This window comes from Nocardiopsis sp. NPDC058789 (assembly GCF_042745575.1).
Taxonomy (GTDB): domain Bacteria; phylum Actinomycetota; class Actinomycetes; order Streptosporangiales; family Streptosporangiaceae; genus Nocardiopsis; species Nocardiopsis eucommiae.
Genome location: NZ_JBHYOW010000020.1, coordinates 18,273 through 37,931 on the forward strand (window position 1 = coordinate 18,273; position 19,659 = coordinate 37,931).

Consider the following 19,659-nt stretch of genomic DNA (forward strand, 5'->3'; position numbering starts at 1 on the left):
TCAGTCAGCGGATGCCGTCGGGCAGGTCACGCACGTTGATGACCTCCGTCGCGGGATCACCCGGCGCCAGCCCGGAGCTGAACGACTCCTGCGGACGGCGGGCGGACTCACTGATGGTCAGCAACAGGCCCACGATCAGCCAGTTGGCCATCAGCGCGGATCCGCCCGCCGACATGAACGGTGTGGTCATGCCGGTGAGCGGGATGATCAGCGTGGCGCCGCCGAGGACGATGAACACGTCGAACGCGGTGATGAACCCGTAGCCCAGGGCGGTGAGCTTGAGGAACACGTCCCGGCAGCCCAGGGAGATGCGCAGGGCCCGCTGGGCGAACAACAGCAGCAGGGTCAGCACCGCCATGAGCCCGGTCAGGCCCAGCTTCTCGCCGGTCGACACCAGGATGAGGTCGCTGTCGGCGGCGAACAGGTTCTCCGCGTTGCCGCCGTCGAACCCCGTGCCCAGCAGCCCGCCGTAGGCGAGGGCGATCATGCCCTCCACCACCTGGAAGCTGCCGCCCTCGCTGTGGTACACCTCCGGGTCGAAGGCGTTCAGCCAGATCCGCACCCGGTTCTGCACGTGCCCGAACATCAGGTACGCCACGTACGCCCCGCCGGAGAAGGCGACCAGTCCGATGAGCACCCAGGACTTGCGGGCGGTGGCCGCGTACAGCACCGCCAGGAACGTGCCGAAGAGCAGCAGCGAGGTCCCCAGGTCCTTGGTGCCCACCAGCAGCAGGATCGCCACGCCCCAGCCCACGGCCATCGGGGCCAGGTCCCGGGCGCGGGGCGCGCTGAACACCTTCACCCCGCCGACCCGGAAGGTACGGGTGACCAGGGCCATCACGTCGCGCTGGCGGCCCAGGTACGAGGCCAGGAAGATCACCAGGAGAACCTTCGCGAACTCCGAGGGCTGCATGGTGAAGGGGCCGATCATGATCCACCGCCGGGCGCCGAGCACCTCGTGGCCCAGCGGCGACAGCGGGAGCAGCAGCAGGACCAGCGCGGCCAGGGCGATCAGGTAGGTGTACATCGTGAGGCGGCGCGGCTGCCGGACGAACGCGATGGCGGCGGCGCACAGGACCATGCCGACCAGGGTCCACATCAGCTGCCGGTCGGCCTCGCTGCTGCCTGGCGCGTGGTCCCGGGTCATCTGGAGCGCCCAGATCATCGTGATCCCGATCCCACTGAGGGCGGAGGCGACCGGGAGCAGCACGGGGTCGGCGTAGGGGGCCACGAACCGCATCAGCACGTGCAGGGCGAGCGACCCGGCGCCGAGCACCAGTCCGTAGACCAGGACACGGTCCTCCACGCCGCCGGTGACCGCCAGCGACGCGTAGAGCAGGGCCGCGAAGGTCGCCCCGATCGAGGCGAGCAGCAGCGCCAGCTCGGCGCGTCTCTGTCGTGCGGGGCGCAGCGCCCCGTCCACCTGGTCGTTCGGGTTGGCCATGCTCGTCCTCTGCCGTTCACGCGGGGCCGTGGTTGTTCGGGGCGTGGTTGGGGGGACGGTGGCCCTCAGTGGGAACTATAGACAGGCGCTCGGACCAGGCAAGGGGAACGGCCACTTCCGGGCGGTTCGGTTTAGCCCGGGGGAGGGGGCGCGTCGAGGTCGATTCCTTCGGCGGCCTCGGCCACTCGTGTGTCCAGGCCGGACAGCCGGGTCAGGAGACTGCCGAACCGCAGCAGCGTGTTGCGCGCGGCGAGGCTCGGACGGGTGCGCGGGGCGAGGAACCCCAGCCCGGCGTCGGCGATGTCCTGGTTGGCGCGCACGTAGGGACGCATCCGGGTCTCGTAGGCGTCGAGGGCGGCGGCGGGGGTCGCGTGCCGGGCAAGTTCCTCGGCCAGCACGTACGCGCCGACCAGGGCCAGGGTGGTGCCCTGGCCGGACATGGGGGAGGGGCCGTATCCGGCGTCGCCGAGCAGGACCGTGCGGCCGCGTGCCCACCGTCCCATGCGGATCTGCGTGACCGAGTCGAAGTAGAAGTCGGGGCTCGCGTCGAGTTCGTCCAGCAGCCGGGGGGTCTCCCAGCCCGCTGCGGCGAGACGGCCTCGCAGATACGCCCTCTGTCGTTCCGGCGAGGCCCGGTCGATTCCGCCGTGGTCGGGGTCGCGGACGAGGAAGAGCGCCTTGGCGCCCGCGAACCGGGGGGAGGCGCTGATCCCGACGCCGAGTCCGGGCTCGTTGTACAGGCGCACCTCGCGGTCCAGGCCGAGGTGATTCGGGACCGAGGCGATGCTGATCAGGGCGCCCAGGTACCGCGCGTAGTGCTCCTCGGGGCCAAAGGCCAGCCTACGAGTGGTGGAGTGCAGGCCGTCGGCGCCCACGACGAGGTCGAACTCGCGCGGGGCGGCGTCGTGGAAGGTCGCGAGGACGCCCCCGGGGGTCTCCTCCAGGGCGGTGAGGGTGTCGTCGTACAGGTACTCGGTGTACGCGGTGGTGGAGGCGTGCAGGATGCGGGTGAGGTCACCGCGGACGATCTCCAGGGACCGGCCGTGCCCGGTGTCCATGGTGGTGCCGATGTCCGCGCGGACCCGGCCGTCCGCGCGTACGAACACGGTGCGGGAGGTCTCGGTGACACGGGAGCGGATCTCCTCGAGCAGTCCCATGCGCTCGGCGACGTCGACGGCGGCGCCTCGGACGTCGATGGCGTGGCCTCCGGTGCGGGGGGCGGGCGCCCGTTCCACGACGGTGACGCGGACGCCGTGGCGGTGGAGCCAGTGGGCGAGGGCGGGGCCGGCGATGCTGGCGCCGGAGACCAGGACGGTACGAACGGCGGTCATGGCCGTCAGAGCTCCTTCGGGTCGGGCCCTCACGCTAGGCGCCTACTTACCGTGCGTCAAGTAACTAACCGGTCGGCCGGTTAGCGATACACTCGCCGGACCACGAGGCGGACGAGACGGGGGGAGCGTTCCGGTGCCCAGGGAGCGAAGTGACACGAAGGCCGACATCAGGGCGGTGGCCCTGGAGCTCTTCGGGTTGAAGGGCTACGAGAAGACCAGCCTGCGCGAGATCGCCGAGCGCCTCGACCTCACGAAGGCGGCGCTCTACTACCACTTCCCGTCCAAGGGCGAGCTCCTCCGCTCGCTCGTGGAGCCGCTGCGACTCGACGCCGAGGACCTGGTGCGGCGGTTCGGTGACGGGGTGAACGATCCGGGTGAGGCCCTTGGGGCCTACTTCGACCTCTGTGTGCGCCACGGCTCCCTCATGCGGGCCCTGCTCAACGACCTGGGCTCGCTCAACGAGGTCGGCCTGGTCGACCTGATCATGGACTGGCGGCGCCGGCTGGACGCCGCGCTGGTCGGCGAGGAGCCGACAATCCCCGCACGCATGGGCGCGGTAGTCGCCCTCGGGGGCATCCAGGACGTCGCCGTCATGTTCCCCCGGGAGGAGGTGGCCGCCCACCGCGAGACCGCGGTGGCGATCGCCCTGGCCGCTCTCAGTGCCGGGGCGGCCCCTATGGACTAGACCAATGTGGCAGGGCGGAGGCCACTGACCGGCTGCGGGTCGCTAGTCTCGTGTCCGGGTCCGGAAACTGTCGGCCCAGACACCGAAGATACGGAGAGATCGTGGCGTCCATCGAGTCAGTCCAGGCGCGGGAGATCCTTGACTCCCGGGGCAACCCGACAGTCGAGGTCGAGGTCCTGCTCGACGACGGGACCATCACCCGCGCTGGTGTCCCCAGCGGTGCCTCCACCGGCAGGTTCGAGGCGGTCGAGCTGCGCGACGGCGGCGACAGGTACGGCGGCAAGGGCGTGACCAAGGCCGTCACCGCCGTCAACGACGAGATCGCCGACGAACTGCTCGGCCACACCCCCGACGAGCAGCGCATCATCGACCGCGCGCTCATCGACCTGGACGGCACCCCGGACAAGTCCCGGATCGGCGCCAACGCCATCCTGGGCACCTCCCTCGCCGTGGCCAAGGCCGCCGCGGAGGAGGCCGGTCTGCCGCTGTTCCGCTACATCGGCGGCCCCAACGCGCACGTCCTGCCCGTGCCGATGATGAACATCCTCAACGGCGGCGCGCACGCCGACAGCAACGTCGACATCCAGGAGTTCATGGTCGCGCCCATCGGCGCCCCGACCTTCTCCGAGGCCCTGCGCTGGGGCACCGAGGTCTACCACTCGCTGAAGGCCGTCCTGAAGTCCCACGGTCTGGGCACCGGCGTCGGTGACGAGGGCGGCTTCGCTCCCAACCTGGAGAGCAACCGCGCCGCCCTGGACCTCATCGTCGAGGCGATCGAGAAGGCCGGGTACAAGGTCGGCACCGACATCGCGCTGGCCTTGGACGTGGCCGCCAGCGAGCTGTTCTCCGACGGCGTGTACACCTTCGAGGGCAAGTCCCGCACCGCCGAGGAGATGGCCGCCTACTACGCGGAGCTCGTCGACGCCTACCCGCTGGTCTCCATCGAGGACCCCCTCGACGAGGAGGACTGGGACGGCTGGAAGAAGCTCACCGAGCAGCTCGGCGCCAAGGTCCAGCTGGTCGGGGACGACCTGTTCGTCACCAACCCCGAGCGGCTCCAGCGCGGCATCCTCGCGGACACCGCCAACTCGCTCCTGGTGAAGGTCAACCAGATCGGCACCCTCACCGAGACGCTGGACGCGGTCTCCCTCGCCCAGCGCAGCGGTTACACGGCGATGATCAGCCACCGTTCCGGCGAGACCGAGGACACCACCATCGCCGACATCGCGGTGGCCACCAACGCCGGGCAGATCAAGACCGGTGCCCCGGCGCGCAGCGAGCGGGTCGCCAAGTACAACCAGCTCCTGCGCATCGAGGAGGAACTCGACGACGCCGCCGTCTACGCGGGCGTGTCGGCCTTCCCGAGGTTCGCCAAGCGCGGCTAGTCTGCCCCAGTGTCCCGCGAATCCAAGCAGCCGCCCACAAAGGCCAAGAAGGCGACCAAAGCCGACAGGCCTGCGAAGGCCGCTGCCCGGAAGGGCGCCCAGCGCGCCGGTGACGCGGGCCCGAAGGACTCAGGCATGGGCCGCACCTCCCGGGTGCGGCCCATGCTCACCAGCCGCGCCGCCATCCTCGCGCTGGTCGTGTGCGTGATCGCGCTGAGCCTCGCGTATCCGCTCCGCGAGTACGTGATGCAGCAGTCGCAGATCGCGCAGCTCAAGGAGGACCGCGCCCGCATGGAGGAGAACGTCGCCCACCTCCAGGAGCGCGAGGAGGCCCTGGGCGACGAGGCGTTCGTGGAGCGCGAGGCCCGTGCCCGGCTCCACTACCAGTACCCCGAGGAGACCGCCTACATCGTCATCCGGCCCGAGTCCGAGGCCGAGGCGGAGGCGGACCCGGCCGAGCCCACCGAACCCTGGTTCACCGAGCTGTGGCGCACGGTGGAGGAGGCCGACAGCCCGGACCCCGACGCCGGCCCGTAGGCCCCGCGGGCCCGGCCCGTCCGGGTGCGGCGGCAACTATGCTGGGCTGGTCATGACTTCCGCAGATCAGCCCGTTCCGGGGCACACCGACGGCGGTCCCGCGTCCGAACGGGACCTCGCCGCGATCGAACTCCAGTTGGGCCGCCAGCCGCGCGGGGTCCGTGCCGTCGCGCACCGATGCCCCTGTGGCCTCCCCGACGTGGTGAAGACAGCTCCCCGCCTGGAAGACGGCACCCCCTTCCCGACGTTGTACTACCTGACATGCCCGCGAGCCGCCTCCGCCATCGGTCGTCTGGAGAACGACGGCCGGATGCGCCGGATGCAGGAGCGCCTGGGGGAGGAGCCCGAACTCCAGGAGGCCTACACCCGGGCTCACGAGTCCTACCTGGAGGAGCGCGCCGAGCAGGCGCGCGCCGACGGGTTGGAGCCGTTGCCCGAGGGCATGCAGAGCACCGGGGGCATGCCGACCCGGGTCAAGTGCCTGCACGCGCTGGTGGGCCACGAGCTGGCGGTGCCGGGCACCAACCCGTTCGGAGCCGAGGCCCTGGCCGAGCTGCCCGAGTGGTGGGCCAAGGGCCCGTGTGTGTGCGTGGACGAGAACGCCCGCGAGGGCGCTGAAGGGACGGACGCTTCATGAGCGGTGTCGCGGCGATCGACTGCGGAACCAACTCCATCAGGCTGCTGATCGCGGACGTGGTGTTCCTGGGCGACGACGAGGTCCAGGTGGTCGACGTCGACCGGCGGATGGAGATCGTCCGGCTGGGCCAGGGCGTCGACGAGACCGGCGCGTTCGCGCCCGAGGCTCTGGAGCGCACCCTGGAGGCGCTGCGCGGCTACGCGGAGACCATCGAGGCGCACGGCATCGAGCTGGGTCCGGACGCGGTGCGGATGGTCGCCACCAGCGCCACCCGGGACGCCAGCAACCGCCAGGAGTTCGTGGACGGCGTCCGCGCGATCCTGGGTGTGGAGCCCGAGGTGGTGACCGGCCTGGACGAGGCCGAGCTCTCGTTCGTGGGTGCGACGGCCGAGCTGGAGGCGCGGGCAGCCGAGGGCGACGCCGACGCTGACCTCGCCCCGCCGTTCCTGGTGGTCGACATCGGCGGGGGCTCCACGGAGTTCGTGCTGGGCGGCCTGGACGACGACGAGGACCTCGTGCGCGCGGCCCTGTCGGTGAACATCGGCTGCGTGCGGATGTCCGAGCGGCACCTGCGCGACGACCCGCCCACCCGGGAACAGGTCGAGGCGGCCACGGCCGACATCGACGCCGCCCTGGACGAGGTGGAGAAGGTCGTCCCGCTGCGGGAGGCCGGTTCGGTGGTGTGTGTGGCGGGGACCGCGACCACGGTCGCCGGGATCGCGCTGGACCTGCCGGAGTACGACTCGGAGCGGATCCACCACACGCGGGTCTCCGCCGAGGACCTGGAGCGGATCACGGGTGAGCTGCTGGCCTCGCGGCACGCGGAGCGCGCGGAGATCGGCGTGATGCACCCGGGCCGCGTGGACGTGATCGCGGCGGGTTCCCTGGTGCTCTCTCGGGTGCTCGCGCGCACCGGCGCGGACCACTTCACCGCGAGTGAGCACGACATCCTCGACGGTGTCGCGTGGAGCCTCATCGCCCCCGAGTAGAATCAGGGCAAACTGGTACACATAAGGACATAGCCTCCTCGAAGGGACCTTCGGCTGATCCGGAGGGGTCCTTCGAGGGGGGTCCGGCAGGGCCCTCGGGTGAGACGCGTCACCCGGAAGACCCTTGTGAATGCATTCACAACCCTCCTGACCTGCACAAACGCCATCGCTTCGCACGTGGGGATGGTGGGAAGGTGGTCGGATGTGAACCTTCCTGCGGGGAGGGGCTTGTGAAAGAATGCACAAGCAGGACGAACCACGGCACGACGGGCCCCCGGTGCGGGGAACCAAAGACCGTGACAGCCTTCGCGGCCCTTGAGGCAAGGGCGCCAAAGATTAACCGTTAGGGCGGAAATGCGATGACCGAGAGCAGGAACTACCGGCTGGTGCACGGCGGCGGGGACGAGGCGGAGATCCCGCACATCCTCATCGTCGGCGGCGGTTACCTCGGGATGTACACCGCGAGGCGACTGGAGAAGAAGCTCGGGTCCGGTGAAGCCCGCATCACCGTCATCGACCCGAACTCCTACATGACCTACCAGCCGTTCCTGCCCGAGACGGCCGCTGGCAACATCTCCCCGCGCAACGTCGTGGTCCCGCTGCGGAAGGTCTTCGACCGCGTCCGCGTGCTGGGCGGCCGCGTCGTGCGCATCGACCACGCCGACAACACCGTCCGCTACGAGCCCAACGTCGGTGAGCCCCAGACGCTCGCCTACGACTACCTCGTGATGGCGGCCGGAGCGGTCTCGCGCACCCTGCCCATCCCCGGCCTGGCCGAGTGGGGCATCGGGATCAAGACCGTCGAAGAGGCGGCCTACCTGCGCAACCACGTGCTCAACCAGCTCACCATCGCTGACTCCACCGACGACGAGGCCGTGCGCGCCAAGGCGCTCAACTTCGTGTTCGTCGGCGGCGGGTTCGCCGGTGCCGAGGCCATCGCGGAGCTGGAGGACATGGTCCGCGACGCGGTCCGCCTCCACCCCTCCATCGACCTCTCCGACGTGAACTTCTACCTCATCGAGGCCGCGGACAAGATCCTGCCCGAGGTCGGCCCGGAGGTCGGCGGCAAGGCGCTCAACCAGCTCCGCCGCCGGGGCATCGACGTTCGCCTCAAGACCTTCCTCGAATCCGCCGTCGACCAGCGCATCAAGCTCAGCGACGGCGCCGAGTTCGACGCGGGCACCCTGGTGTGGACCGCGGGCGTCAAGCCCAGCCCGGTCGTCTCCGCCAGCGACCTGCCGCTCGGCCCCAAGGGTCACGTCGACACCAGCGAGTACCTCACCGTCAACGGCACGGACAACGTCTTCGCCGGCGGCGACAACGCCCAGGTCCCGGACGGCAACGGCGGCTACTACCCGCCCAACGCCCAGAACGCGGTCCGCCAGGCCCCGGTGCTCGCCGACAACGTCATCGCGACCCTGCGCAACGGCAAGCTCAAGGCCTACCAGCACAAGAACCTCGGCGCTGTGGCCGGGCTCGGCCTGCACAAGGGCGCCGCCCAGCTGTTCGGGAAGATCAAGCTCAACGGCCGCCTCGCCTGGTACGCGCACCGCTCGTACCACCTGCTCGCCGTGCCCACCTTCAACCGCAAGCTGCGGGTCCTCTCCGACTGGACGCTCGCCTTCTTCCTGCGCCGCGACTTCGCCGCGCTCCCGGAGATGTCCGAGCCGCGCCAGGCCTTCGAAGAGGCCAGCCAGCCCCAGGTGGAGGACGGCCGCCTGCGCCGCGTGAGCTGACCCGCGCGACGCCTCCGGGCTCCAACACGAACGAAACGACCGGTTTCCTCGCGAAGCCGGTCGTTTCGTGTCCCCATCCGGCCAAGCCGAACCAAAGTGGGCAATCGGCCCGGCCGGTATGATGGGCCACGCCCTCGTAGCCCAATGGAAGAGGCAGGCCCCCTAAAAGGGTCACAAGTGTCGGTTCGAGTCCGACCGGGGGTACTTTGTTTGCTTTGGGTCTCCGCTTTGGTGTGGTGTGGGTTCAGGCGTGTTTTCTTTGCACCTCCGCTTCGCTTCGGTGCGTGTTCGGCGCCTTTGCAGAGGGATCTGGGTTCAGGCAACACAGCATCCTCGTCTACGCCTGGCTTGTTCCTCGCTGGCGGCTTGACTCGTCTTGCACCGTGCCTGCTGAGACCCGGGCTCTCCGGCGCTCGAACGGGGCACCCCCTTGTGGCTGAGGTGCACGGACGGGACTCACGCGCCGTGGCTCAAGGGCGCTCTCCGCCCGGTCCGGTCAGCCCTGTTCCATGAGGAGCTGGAGCTGGGTGAACAGGCGCTCGCCCGGGTCGGAGAGGTCGATCCCGCTCACCGACGCGGCGCGGCGCACCCGGTACCGGAGCGTGTTCGGGTGGATGTGCAGCCGCTCGGCGGCGGCCCGTGCGTCGCCGAAGGCCTCCAGGTAGGCCAGCAGGGAGTGCACGAGGTCGGCGCCGCCCGCCCGGTCGTACTCGATCAGGCGACTCACCCGGGGATCGCGGAGCGACGGGTCGGCGCGCAGGTGCGCCAGTGTCTCGCTGATGAGCACCCGGGAGCGCACGTCGGAGATCGTGGCGACCTCCCAGTCGGTGTCGCCGTCCAGGTCGCGGCCCATCGCGTCCAGCACCCGGTCGGCCTCCCCGCGGGACTCGGGGACGTCGCGCAGCCGCTCCACCAACGACCCCACGGCGGCCTGCACGCGCAGGCCCAGGGCGGCGCGGGCGGCGGCCACGGTCTTGCGGGTCAGTGCCAGCACCGACTGCTCCACACCGCGCCAGCCATCGCCGTGGGGGGTCCGTGCCAGGTCGGGGAGCAGCACGTACACGCGGCCGCCGAGCTCGGTCACCAGGGAACTGCGCCGGTAGGCGGCCGTGTGCACGGACACCAGGTCGATCAGCTGGCGGCGGCGCAGCTCGCGTACGGGCCGGTCCGGGCGCTCACCGTCCGCGCCCTCGGGCTCGGCCTCGGGCTGGCTGAGGGAGAAGGCCGCCACCAGGGCGGCCCGTTCGGTGTGCACCTCGACGGTGTCCGCGAGGGCGCTCGCGTCGATCCTCCCTTCGAGCAGGCTGGACAGCAGGTCCTCGCGCAGCCGGAGCCCGGCGCTGGTCTGGGTACGCTGCCGGATCATCTGGAGCGCGGTCGTCCGGGCGGCGCCGAGAAGGGCCTCCTCGGCGTGCTGGGAGAGGGGCTGGGAACCCTCCTGCACCCAGATGGCGCCGAGCGGCTGGCGTCCCGCGTGGATGCCCACCGCCAGGCGACGGCGGATGCCGAGTTCGGGATGCTCCTCGATCCGGACCACCTCCTCGCCCGCGCGGAGCTTGGTGAACACGCCCCACTCCCGCAGGAGCGCGAGGTAGGACTCGGGTCCCTGGCGGCCGAGCACGGACAGGCGACGCAGCTCGTCCACCTCGGCGCCGCTGGAGTAGGCCAGGACCCGGCTGGCGGAGTCCTCGATGCTCACCAGACCGCCGGTGAGCTGGGCGATGGTCTGCGCCATGGAGAACAGGTCGCCGCTGGCCTCGCCCAGGTCCTCGGAGGTGGTGAGCCGGGCGTCGTCCACGATGTTCTGGCAGACGGACTGGAGCTGGTCCCAGCGCACCTCGGGCCGGACCGCGAGGAGGGCCACGCCGCTCTCCTGGGCCTCGGCGCGCAGGGTGCGCAGCTCGTCGGAGCCGGACCTGGACCGGCGGGACTCGGAGCTGGGCGGGATGGTCTCCTCGGCGGGGGCGTACCCGCCCGCCTTGACCGCGACCGCCGTCGCCCCCTGCGCGGCGAGCGCCCGGACCAGGCGCCGGGCGGCTCCGCCGCGCACACCGATCAGGAGGACCAGGTCGCCCTCGCGAGCCTCCACCCGGTCCTCGGGGTCGATGATCACGACGTTGTCCACCTGGACATCAAGCCCGTCCGGTGCGGCGGCGACGTCCAGGATCGGGTCGCCAAGGGCCAGGAGGAGTCTGCGCAGGGGCAGGCCCGCGCCTTCTTCACTCTGTGATCCTGAATGACCAGGCATCATGTGGTTCCTCACCGGTCGGGTCCGGGAACCGACACTACTGGAGGAGTGGGGGAGTGGAGCCGGGGCTCATGTGCCCGAGTTTGTTCTGGTGAACAAATAAGGCTGGCAAAGAGTGGCCCGTCCCACAAGGTCGGCGCGGGGCGGTTCTGCGACTGTTGAATCAGTCAACCCTGCTCATTCAGGGACATTCTTTCCAGGGAGGTGCCCATGGACGCCGTGACCAACGTCCCGCAGCCGGTGAACGAACCCGTTCTCACCTACGCGCCCGGGAGCGCGGAGCGCGCAGAGCTCGTCGCCAAGCTCGAGGAGCTCGGTCGCGAGAGCATCGACCTGCCGATGCGCATCAACGGCGAGAGCCGTATGGGTGGCGGCGAGCCGATCGACGCCGTCCAGCCGCACAACCACGCGTCCGTCCTGGGCACCATGCGCAACGCCACCCACCAGGACGCCCGCGACGCCGTCGCCGCCGCGAAGGCCGCCGCCCCCGCCTGGCGCGCCATGTCCTTCGACGACCGCGCCGCGATCATCCTCCGCGCCGCCGAGCTGCTCGCCGGCCCCTGGCGCGCCACGATCAACGCCGCCACCATGCTCGGCCAGTCGAAGACCGTCCAGCAGGCGGAGATCGACTCGGCCTGTGAGCTCATCGACTTCTGGCGCTTCAACGTCGCCTACGCCCGTCAGCTCATGGAGCAGCAGCCCCTGAGCGTGCGCGGGGTGTGGAACCGCATGGAGCAGCGTCCGCTGGAGGGGTTCGTCTACGCGATCACCCCCTTCAACTTCACCGCCATCGCGGGCAACCTCCCCACGGCCCCCGCCCTCATGGGCAACGTGGTCGTGTGGAAGCCGTCCCCGACCCAGCAGTTCGCCGCCGAGCTCACCATGCGCCTCCTGGAGGAGGCCGGGATGCCCCCCGGCGTCATCAACATGGTCACCGGTGACGGCCTCGCCGTCTCGGACATCGCGCTCAACGACCCCGAGCTGGCCGGTGTGCACTTCACCGGTTCCACCAGGACCTTCCAGCACCTGTGGAAGAGCGTCGGCGAGAACATCTCCAACTACCGCTCCTACCCGCGCATCGTGGGCGAGACCGGTGGCAAGGACTTCATCGTCGCCCACCCGTCGGCCGACCCGGAGATCCTGCGCACCGCCATCGTGCGCGGCGCCTTCGAGTACCAGGGCCAGAAGTGCTCCGCCGCCTCGCGCGCCTTCGTCGCCCGCTCGGTGTGGGAGAAGACGCGCGACGACCTGATCGCGGAGACCGAGGCCCTCACCATGGGCGACGTCACCGACCTGTCGAACTTCGTCGGCGCCGTCATCGACCGCCGCTCCTTCGACAAGCTGGCCAAGGTCCTGGAGGACGCCAAGTCCGACCCGACCCTGACCATCGTCGCGGGCGGCACCGCCGACGACTCGGTGGGCTACTTCGTGCGACCCACCATCATCGAGGGCACCGACCCGACCAACGACGTGTTCCGCACGGAGTACTTCGGCCCGGTCATCGCCGTCCACGTCTACGAGGACGACGCGTTCGAGGACGTCCTCAAGATCGTCGACGAGGGTTCCGCCTACGCCCTGACCGGCGCCATCCTGGCCAACGACCGCGCCGCGGTGGCCAAGGCGACCGAGGCCCTGCGCTTCGCCGCCGGCAACTTCTACATCAACGACCGCCCGACCGGCTCCATCGTCGGTCAGCAGCCCTTCGGCGGCGGTCGCGCCTCCGGCACCAACGACAAGGCCGGTTCCGCCCAGAACCTGTCCCGTTGGGCCAGCCCGCGCGCCATCAAGGAGACGTTCGTCGCGCCGACGGTCTCCTCCTACCCCCACCAGGGGTAGTCACCCGGCGGTCGCCCCCTCCTTCCGTCCGGAGGGGCCGCCGCCACCACGGGACCCGCTTTCCGAGCACCGGGAAGCGGGTCCCGGCCCCCCGAGGAAGCCATTGCGCGGACGCCGTCCGCGCGGATCGCCCGCGCCAGCCCCTTCGGCTCGCGCACGTCTCTTCGAGGTCACCATGCTTCGTAAGCCCCTGCTGCTCGCCGCCAGGTCCGCCACCTGCCGGAAGATCGTCGAGCGCACTCCCATGACCCGGGCCATGGTCACGCGCTTCGTCGCGGGCTCCAGCCAGGAGGAGGCCCTGCCGGCCGTCCACGAGCTGGCCAAGGACCGCTACGTCACGCTGGACTTCCTGGGTGAGGACACCACGGACCTGTCCCAGGCCACCGCCACCGTGACCGCCTACCAGGACCTCCTCGCCGCCCTCGGTGAGGCCGGTCTGGGCGACCGCGCCGAGGTCTCCGTCAAGCTGTCGGCCGTCGGCCAGTTCCTGAACCAGGACGGCGAGAAGATCGCGCTGGAGAACGCGCGTCTGATCGCTGAGGCCGCGCAGGCGATCGGCACCACGGTGACCCTCGACATGGAGGACCACACCACCACCGACTCCACGCTGGGCATCCTGCGCGAGCTGCGCGAGGACTTCCCGTTCGTGGGCGCGGTGCTCCAGGCCTACCTGCACCGCACCGTGGCCGACTGCCGCGACCTCAGCGGCGCGGGCTCCCGGGTGCGCCTGTGCAAGGGCGCCTACGACGAGCCCGAGTCGGTGGCCTTCCGCGACAAGCACGAGGTCGACCGGGCCTACGTGCGGGCGCTGAAGGTCCTCATGGAGGGCGACGGCTACCCGATGGTCGCCTCGCACGACCCCCGCATGGTCGCCATCGCCGGTGAGCTGGCCGCCGCCAACGGCCGCGGCGCGGACGACTACGAGTACCAGATGCTCTACGGCATCCGGGACGGCGAGCAGGTCCGCCTGGCCGCCGAGGGCAAGCGCATGCGCGTCTACGTTCCCTACGGCGACGAGTGGTACGGCTACTACATGCGCCGCCTGGCCGAGCGTCCGGCCAACATGCTCTTCCTCGCGCGGTCCCTGGTGACCCGCAACTAGGAGTGGGCGTCACCACGCGCGACGCCGACGGGGCCCGTGCCGACCTGAGTCGGCGCGGGCCCCGTTTCGCAACGGTGACCTTGGCTCCGGAACCCGTGGTCCGGGCCGTACGTTACTTTGTGGGCAGCAATCCACGCGTGAAAGGCCATTACTAGACATGCGGATGCGGAGTTCCAACCCCGTCCTCAAGCGGGCGCTTCAGCAGCAGTCCGGACCCCAACAGGGTTACGGACAGCCCGGCTACGGTCAGCAGGGCTACGGGCAGCAGGGTTACGGACAGGCGTACCCGCAGCCCTACGGCCAGCAGGGTTACCCCCAGCAGGGCTACCCGCAGCAGGGCTACCCCCAGCAGGCGCAGGCCGAACAGCCGATGACGATCGACGACGTCGTCGTGCGCACCGGCATGACCCTCGGCGCCGTCGCGATCTTCGGCGTCATCAACTACTTCCTCTTCTTCTCGGGCAACCCGGGCCTGGCCATGGGCCTGATGTTCCTGGGCATGATCGGCGGGCTCATCCTGGGCCTGGTGATCGCGTTCAAGCAGATCACCAACCCGGTCGCCATCCTGGCGTACGCGGCCCTGGAGGGTCTGCTCGTCGGCGGTCTGTCCGCCGTGCTCGGCAACATGCTGTCGATGCAGATGGGCGACCCCTCGGCCGGGACCTCGCTGGTCTCCCAGGCCGTGATCGGCACCGTCGCCGTCTTCGGCGTGATGCTCGCGCTGTACAAGTTCCGCATCATCAAGGTGACCGACGGCTTCGTCAAGGCCGTCTCGTACGCCGTGATCGGCGCCGCCGCGCTGATGCTGGTCAACTTCGTGCTCAGCTTCTTCATCGCGGGCGGCATGGGCCTGCGCGAGCCCACCTGGCTGGGCCTGGGCATCGGCATCGTGTTCGTGGTCCTGGCCGCGCTCACCCTCGCCATCGAGTTCCGTGGCATCGAGGAGGGCGTCAACGCCGGGATCCCGAACAAGTTCGCCTGGCAGTTCGCCTTCGGCCTGACCGTCTCCCTGGTCTGGCTGTACATCGAGATCCTGCGCCTGCTCTGGATCATCAAGACGATGTTCGCGGACTAGCGGGTACCGCTTCTCGCGACGAGGGGCCGTCGCCCGGGTTCTGCCCGGGGGCGGCCCCTCCGCCGTGTCGGTCGGTCAGGCGGACTTCGGGCGGGGCGACGGTATGGAGCGGTTCCGGCGGCGGCGGTCGTACTCGGTGACGATCGCGTGCGCGTAGCCGTGGGTGAGGTCGTACTCGTCGGCGAGCCAGCGCGACCGGTCCGTGGGGCGCAGGAGACCCGGTCCCTGGTCCAGCGAGTCGAACCACTCGTGGAGTCCCCGGCCGGTCACGACCGGGATGCGTTCGATGAGCTTTGCGTGGATCTCCGGCGAGTGGGTCACCGTCATAGGCACCTCCGCAGCGCGTTGAACGTGTGGCACGTACCTGTGACCCTGCATCAGGATTCCGACGGGGACAAGACCCGGCCACCAGCTTTTACCTTGGTGGAGTGGGAACGTTTGCCCCCGGGACATCCGTAGGCGATACGGGGGTCGCACGCGGTCCGCGGACACGGAAAGGGCCCCGGAGCGGCTCCGGGGCCCGCACACGGCGAAGGGCGCGTCCTAGCTGAGGCGCTCGAAGACGGCCGCCATGCCCTGGCCACCGCCCACGCACATGGTCTCCAGCCCGAACGTCCTGTCGTGGAACTGGAGGCCGTTGATCAGCGTGCCGGTGATGCGGGCACCGGTGCTGCCGAACGGGTGGCCCACGGCGATGCCGCCGCCGTTGACGTTGAGCTGGGAGTCGATGTCGATGCCCAGCTGGTCGGCGGAGGGCAGCACCTGGGCGGCGAAGGCCTCGTTGATCTCGGCCAGGTCGATGTCACCGATGGCCATGTTGGCGCGGGCCAGGGCCTGACGGGAGGCCTCGACCGGGCCCAGGCCCATGATCTCGGGGCTGAGACCGGTCACGCCGGTGGAGACGATGCGGGCCAGCGGGGTGATGCCCAGCTGCTTGGCCCTGGTGTCGCTCATGATCACCAGCGCGGAGGCGCCGTCGTTGAGCGGGCAGGCGTTGCCCGCAGTGACGGTGCCGTCGGGGCGGAACACCGGCTTGAGCTGTGAGACCTTCTCGTAGGTGGTGCCGCGTCGGATGCCGTCGTCGGTGCTGACCACCGTGCCGTCGGGCAGGGTCACCGGGGTGATCTCCCGCTCCCAGAAGCCGTTGTCCAGCGACTTCTCGGCGAGGTTCTGCGAGCGGACGGCGAACTCGTCCTGGCGCTGGCGCGAGACGCCGGTGATCTCGGCGACGTTCTCGGCGGTCTGGCCCATCTCGATGTAGGCGTCGGGCAGCAGGCCGTCCTCGCGCGGGTCGGTCCAGGTGCCCTGGCCGCCCTCCTTGCGCTTCTCGGTACGGGCCCTGGCGTCGGAGAAGAGGGGGTTCTCGTTCTGCGGGTTGTCGCTGCTGCCGTTGACGAAGCGGCTGACGGTCTCCACGCCCGCGGAGACGAACACGTCGCCCTCGCCCGCCTTGATGGCGTGGTACGCCATGCGGGTGGTCTGGAGGGAGGAGGAGCAGTACCGGGTGACGGTGGTGCCCGGGACGGTGTCCAGGCCCAGCTGCACGGCGACGATGCGGGCCAGGTTGAAGCCCTGCTCACCGCCGGGGAGACCGCAGCCGAGCATGAGGTCGTCGATGCTCTTCGGGTCGAGCTCGGGGACCTTGGCCAGGGCGGCGCCGACGATCTGGGTGGTGAGGTCGTCCGGACGCAGGTCCTTGAGGGAGCCCTTGAAGGCTCGGCCGATCGGGGAGCGCGCGGTGGCGACGATGACTGCTTCGGGCATGTTCTTCGTCCTTGTTCGGGTCACGGCGAGACTTGTTACTGACCAGTTAACCCGTCCGGTGCTCCCGCGCGCCACCCGGGGTCGGCCTGGGCGCGTCCTCCTCCTCGGGAGGTTCGGGCGGTGTCGGCCGTGCTCCGGAGCCGAGGCGGAAGGGCCCCCGGACCAGTGCCGTCCACCGGCCGTGGACCCCGCTCGGAGGCTGGTCGGAGACGCGCGTGACCTCGGTGCCGGGGGTCTGCGCGGCCACCACGGCGGCGCGGTCCAGGGGCAGGACGCCCTCGGTGCGCTCGGCCTCGTCCAGCTCCGGCAGCAGGCCCAGGGCGGCGCAGGCCGAGGGCAGGACCACGAAGGCCGCCTGCGCGTACCCGCGCGCCGACGGGTGGAACCGGTCCGGTCCGAACATCAGGTGGGGGTCGGAGCGGAAGTCGTCCGCGAGGACGTCGCTCAGGGAGACGGTGCGCCCGCCCGCCTCCGTCACCGCGATGGTCTGGGCCGCCGCCAGCTGCCGTGAGGCGCGGCGGGCCACCGACCTCAGCGGCCAGCCGATGGGGCGCACGGTGCCGAGGTCGGGGCAGGTCGCCACCACCACGGGGGTGCCCAGCCCGACCAGTTCGGCGGTGACCTCGCGCAGCGCGGCCACGGCGTCGTTGGGGCGGATCCGGCGGATGACGTCGTTGGCGCCCACGAAGACCACGGCGACGTCGTAGCGCTTCTCCGGGAGGCGGGCCTCGGACCGTTCCACCTGGGAGTCGAGGTCGGCCGAGGTGGCACCCGGGCTGGCCGTGCAGCGCAGCCGCACCGGGCGGTCGGCGGCGGCGGAGAGGCCCGACGCCAGGAGCGCCCCCGGCGTCTGCCGGGACTCGCTCACCGCGAACCCGGCGGCCGTGGAGTCACCGAGCATCAGCAGGCGCAGCGGCGGCCCCGTGCCCTCTCCGAAGACGCCGTCGGCCCTGGGCCGGTCCCAGGGGGTGTGGCCGATCGCGTTCTTGGCCAGCCGGGCCTGGAGGTAGAGCAGGGCGACGGTGCCACCGCCCACCAGTGTGAGCCCGCCGCCGCCGAACGCGGTGGCGGCGGCGATGCGCCGGGCTCGCGCGGCTCGCAGCATCGGTACCCCCCCGGAAGCGTCCGACCAGCCAGTTCTCCCCACCGACGTTACCGGCGGGCCTCCCCGGGGTCACGTACCCGGAGGGCACACAATCGGTGCCCGGGGGCCATCCATGTCGATCGCTCCGGTACGGGGTACCGGTCCACTGGTCCGAACCGGTCCACACCGCGCATCGGGGCCTTGATCCAGGTGAGAGGCGCGAGACCGGTGAAATCGGCTTAGAGTCTGGGAGGGAGCCGGACCGGTCCCCTCAGCCTCGGGCGTCACCGGGGTAACAACACGGGCGTGCCGAAGACCCGGTCGCCACGATGCGAAGGAGCGAAGTTGCGGGTACACGACTCACTGATCGACCTGGTCGGAGACACCCCCCTGGTCCGTCTTCGGAAGGTCACCGAGGGGTTGGCCCCGACCATCCTGGCCAAGGTCGAGTACTTCAACCCGGGCGGTTCGGTCAAGGACCGCATCGCGCTGCGCATGGTGGAGGCGGCCGAGAAGAGCGGCGAGCTCAGGCCGGGTGGCACGATCGTCGAGCCCACCTCGGGCAACACCGGTATCGGCCTGGCCCTCGTGGCACAGGAGAAGGGCTACCGCTGCGTCTTCGTCTGCCCCGACAAGGTCGGCCCGGACAAGCTGTCGGTCCTGCGCGCCTACGGAGCCGAGGTCGTGGTCTGCCCGACCACGGTCGCGCCCGAGCACCCCGAGTCCTACTACTCGGTCTCCGACCGCCTGGCGGCCGAGATCCCGGGGGCCTGGAAGCCCAACCAGTACGAGAACGAGAACAACCCGGAGTCGCACTACCACTCCACGGGTCCGGAGATCTGGGACCAGACCGAGGGCCGGATCACGCACTTCGTCGCGGGCATCGGCACCGGCGGCACGATCAGCGGCACCGGCCGGTTCCTCAAGGAGGCCTCGAAGGGCTCCGTCCAGGTCGTCGGCGCCGACCCCGAGGGTTCGGTGTACTCGGGGGGCAGCGGCCGTCCCTACCTGGTCGAGGGCGTGGGCGAGGACATCTGGCCCGGCACCTACGACACGGCGATCTGCGACGAGATCGTGCCGGTCAGCGACAAGGACTCCTTCCTCATGACCCGCCGCCTGGCCAAGGAGGAGGGCCTGCTGGTGGGCGGCTCCTGCGGCCTGGCGGTCGAGGCGGCCCTGCGGGTGGCCAGGGACGCCGGTCCCGACGACGTCATCGTGGTGCTCCTGCCCGACGGTGGCCGCGGCTACCTCGGCAAGATCTTCAACGACGAGTGGATGGCCGACTACGGCTTCCTGTCCGCCCAGACCGAGGAGGCCACCGCCGGACAGGTGCTCGCGGACAAGGAGGGCGAGATGCCCGACTTCGTGCACAGTCACCCGGACGAGACGGTCGGCACCGCCGTGGCGATCATGCGCGAGTACGGGGTCTCCCAGCTGCCCGTGATGAAGGAGGAGCCGCCGGTCATGGCCGCCGAGGTGGTCGGCTCCATCGCGGAGCGGGACCTCCTGGACGCCCTGTTCGACGGTCGGGCCGAGCTGGACGACCTGGTCGAGACGCACATGGGCAAGCCGCTGTCCACGGTGGGCACGGGCACGCCGGTGAGCGACTGCGTGCGTCTGCTGCGCACCTCGGGCGCGCTGGTGGTGCTCCGTGACGGCAAGCCGGTGGGCATCCTCACCCGGCAGGACCTACTGGCCCACCTGTCCGGCTGAGGCATCGTTCCCCCCGGGGTTCCGAACGAGGTTCGGGCCCCGGGGTTCACGTACCGGACACGGTGCCGCATACTCGGACACTGCTAATGTTCG

Annotated in this window: 16 protein-coding genes and 1 tRNA gene; 11 read left to right on the forward strand and 6 right to left on the reverse strand. The window is 70.5% G+C overall.

Translation table 11 applies throughout. The features are described from left to right. Window positions 1-4 precede the first annotated feature (4 nt). Both ACFW3L_RS23380 and ACFW3L_RS23385 read right to left on the reverse strand, forming a co-directional pair. Entirely contained in the window at window positions 5-1,444 is a 1,440-nt protein-coding gene (locus ACFW3L_RS23380; RefSeq protein WP_378745263.1) for an FtsW/RodA/SpoVE family cell cycle protein, read from the reverse strand. A 131-nt stretch (window positions 1,445-1,575) separates the two neighbouring features. Beyond that, complete coding sequence (locus ACFW3L_RS23385) at window positions 1,576-2,775, reverse strand: FAD-dependent monooxygenase (RefSeq protein ID WP_378745271.1); 1,200 nt, start codon at window positions 2,773-2,775, stop codon at window positions 1,576-1,578. Between the two features lie 133 nt (window positions 2,776-2,908). On the opposite strand from ACFW3L_RS23385, the gene ACFW3L_RS23390 reads away from it, so the two are divergent. The 7 genes from ACFW3L_RS23390 (at window position 2,909) to ACFW3L_RS23420 (ending at window position 8,948) form a co-directional block, all read left to right on the forward strand. After that, window positions 2,909-3,460: a TetR/AcrR family transcriptional regulator gene (locus ACFW3L_RS23390; RefSeq protein ID WP_378745277.1), complete on the forward strand. Its 552-nt coding sequence runs from the start codon at window positions 2,909-2,911 to the stop codon at window positions 3,458-3,460. Window positions 3,461-3,561: 101 nt separating this feature from the next. Continuing rightward, complete coding sequence (gene eno, locus ACFW3L_RS23395) at window positions 3,562-4,845, forward strand: phosphopyruvate hydratase (RefSeq protein WP_378745283.1); 1,284 nt, start codon at window positions 3,562-3,564, stop codon at window positions 4,843-4,845. A 162-nt stretch (window positions 4,846-5,007) separates the two neighbouring features. After that, window positions 5,008-5,382 carry a septum formation initiator family protein gene (locus tag ACFW3L_RS23400; protein ID WP_378745531.1) on the forward strand — a complete coding sequence of 125 codons (375 nt, stop codon included), beginning with the start codon at window positions 5,008-5,010 and terminating at the stop codon, window positions 5,380-5,382. Window positions 5,383-5,434: 52 nt separating this feature from the next. Next, entirely contained in the window at window positions 5,435-6,019 is a 585-nt protein-coding gene (locus ACFW3L_RS23405; RefSeq protein WP_378745289.1) for a DUF501 domain-containing protein, read from the forward strand. Then, the gene (locus ACFW3L_RS23410; protein WP_378745295.1) at window positions 6,016-7,008 is read left to right on the forward strand and encodes an exopolyphosphatase; all 993 of its coding nucleotides are present in this window, start codon (window positions 6,016-6,018) and stop codon (window positions 7,006-7,008) included. Before ACFW3L_RS23405 ends, ACFW3L_RS23410 begins: the two co-directional genes overlap by 4 nt. A gap of 359 nt (window positions 7,009-7,367) precedes the next feature. Further along, on the forward strand, window positions 7,368-8,744 hold the full coding sequence (locus tag ACFW3L_RS23415; protein WP_378745300.1) for an NAD(P)/FAD-dependent oxidoreductase: 1,377 nt from the start codon (window positions 7,368-7,370) through the stop codon (window positions 8,742-8,744). A gap of 130 nt (window positions 8,745-8,874) precedes the next feature. Continuing rightward, window positions 8,875-8,948: transfer RNA gene (locus ACFW3L_RS23420), tRNA-Leu, on the forward strand. Window positions 8,949-9,240: 292 nt separating this feature from the next. On the opposite strand, the gene ACFW3L_RS23425 is transcribed toward ACFW3L_RS23420, so the two are convergent. After that, on the reverse strand, window positions 9,241-10,992 hold the full coding sequence (locus ACFW3L_RS23425; RefSeq protein WP_378745536.1) for a helix-turn-helix domain-containing protein: 1,752 nt from the start codon (window positions 10,990-10,992) through the stop codon (window positions 9,241-9,243). Between the two features lie 210 nt (window positions 10,993-11,202). On the opposite strand from ACFW3L_RS23425, the gene pruA reads away from it, so the two are divergent. From pruA to ACFW3L_RS23440, 3 genes are all read left to right on the forward strand, one after another. Continuing rightward, window positions 11,203-12,828: an L-glutamate gamma-semialdehyde dehydrogenase gene (gene pruA / locus ACFW3L_RS23430; protein ID WP_378745305.1), complete on the forward strand. Its 1,626-nt coding sequence runs from the start codon at window positions 11,203-11,205 to the stop codon at window positions 12,826-12,828. A 175-nt stretch (window positions 12,829-13,003) separates the two neighbouring features. After that, window positions 13,004-13,930, forward strand: a complete 927-nt coding sequence (locus tag ACFW3L_RS23435) for a proline dehydrogenase family protein (protein ID WP_378745312.1) — start codon at window positions 13,004-13,006, stop codon at window positions 13,928-13,930. Between the two features lie 157 nt (window positions 13,931-14,087). After that, window positions 14,088-15,005 carry a Bax inhibitor-1/YccA family protein gene (locus tag ACFW3L_RS23440; RefSeq protein WP_378745321.1) on the forward strand — a complete coding sequence of 306 codons (918 nt, stop codon included), beginning with the start codon at window positions 14,088-14,090 and terminating at the stop codon, window positions 15,003-15,005. Window positions 15,006-15,080: 75 nt separating this feature from the next. Here the strand turns inward: ACFW3L_RS23440 and ACFW3L_RS23445 are convergent, their stop codons facing one another. The 3 genes from ACFW3L_RS23445 to ACFW3L_RS23455 form a co-directional block, all read right to left on the reverse strand. Continuing rightward, a complete protein-coding gene (locus tag ACFW3L_RS23445) occupies window positions 15,081-15,332 on the reverse strand; it encodes a DUF4287 domain-containing protein (RefSeq protein ID WP_378745326.1) in 252 nt (83 codons plus the stop codon). 216 nt (window positions 15,333-15,548) lie between these two features. Then, window positions 15,549-16,769, reverse strand: a complete 1,221-nt coding sequence (locus tag ACFW3L_RS23450; protein WP_378745333.1) for an acetyl-CoA C-acetyltransferase — start codon at window positions 16,767-16,769, stop codon at window positions 15,549-15,551. Window positions 16,770-16,815: 46 nt separating this feature from the next. Then, window positions 16,816-17,874, reverse strand: coding sequence for an SGNH/GDSL hydrolase family protein (locus ACFW3L_RS23455; RefSeq protein WP_378745338.1), 1,059 nt, complete (start codon window positions 17,872-17,874; stop codon window positions 16,816-16,818). A 324-nt stretch (window positions 17,875-18,198) separates the two neighbouring features. Between ACFW3L_RS23455 and ACFW3L_RS23460 the strand changes: the two genes are divergently transcribed. Further along, window positions 18,199-19,566 carry a cystathionine beta-synthase gene (locus ACFW3L_RS23460; RefSeq protein WP_378745343.1) on the forward strand — a complete coding sequence of 456 codons (1,368 nt, stop codon included), beginning with the start codon at window positions 18,199-18,201 and terminating at the stop codon, window positions 19,564-19,566. Window positions 19,567-19,659 lie beyond the last annotated feature (93 nt).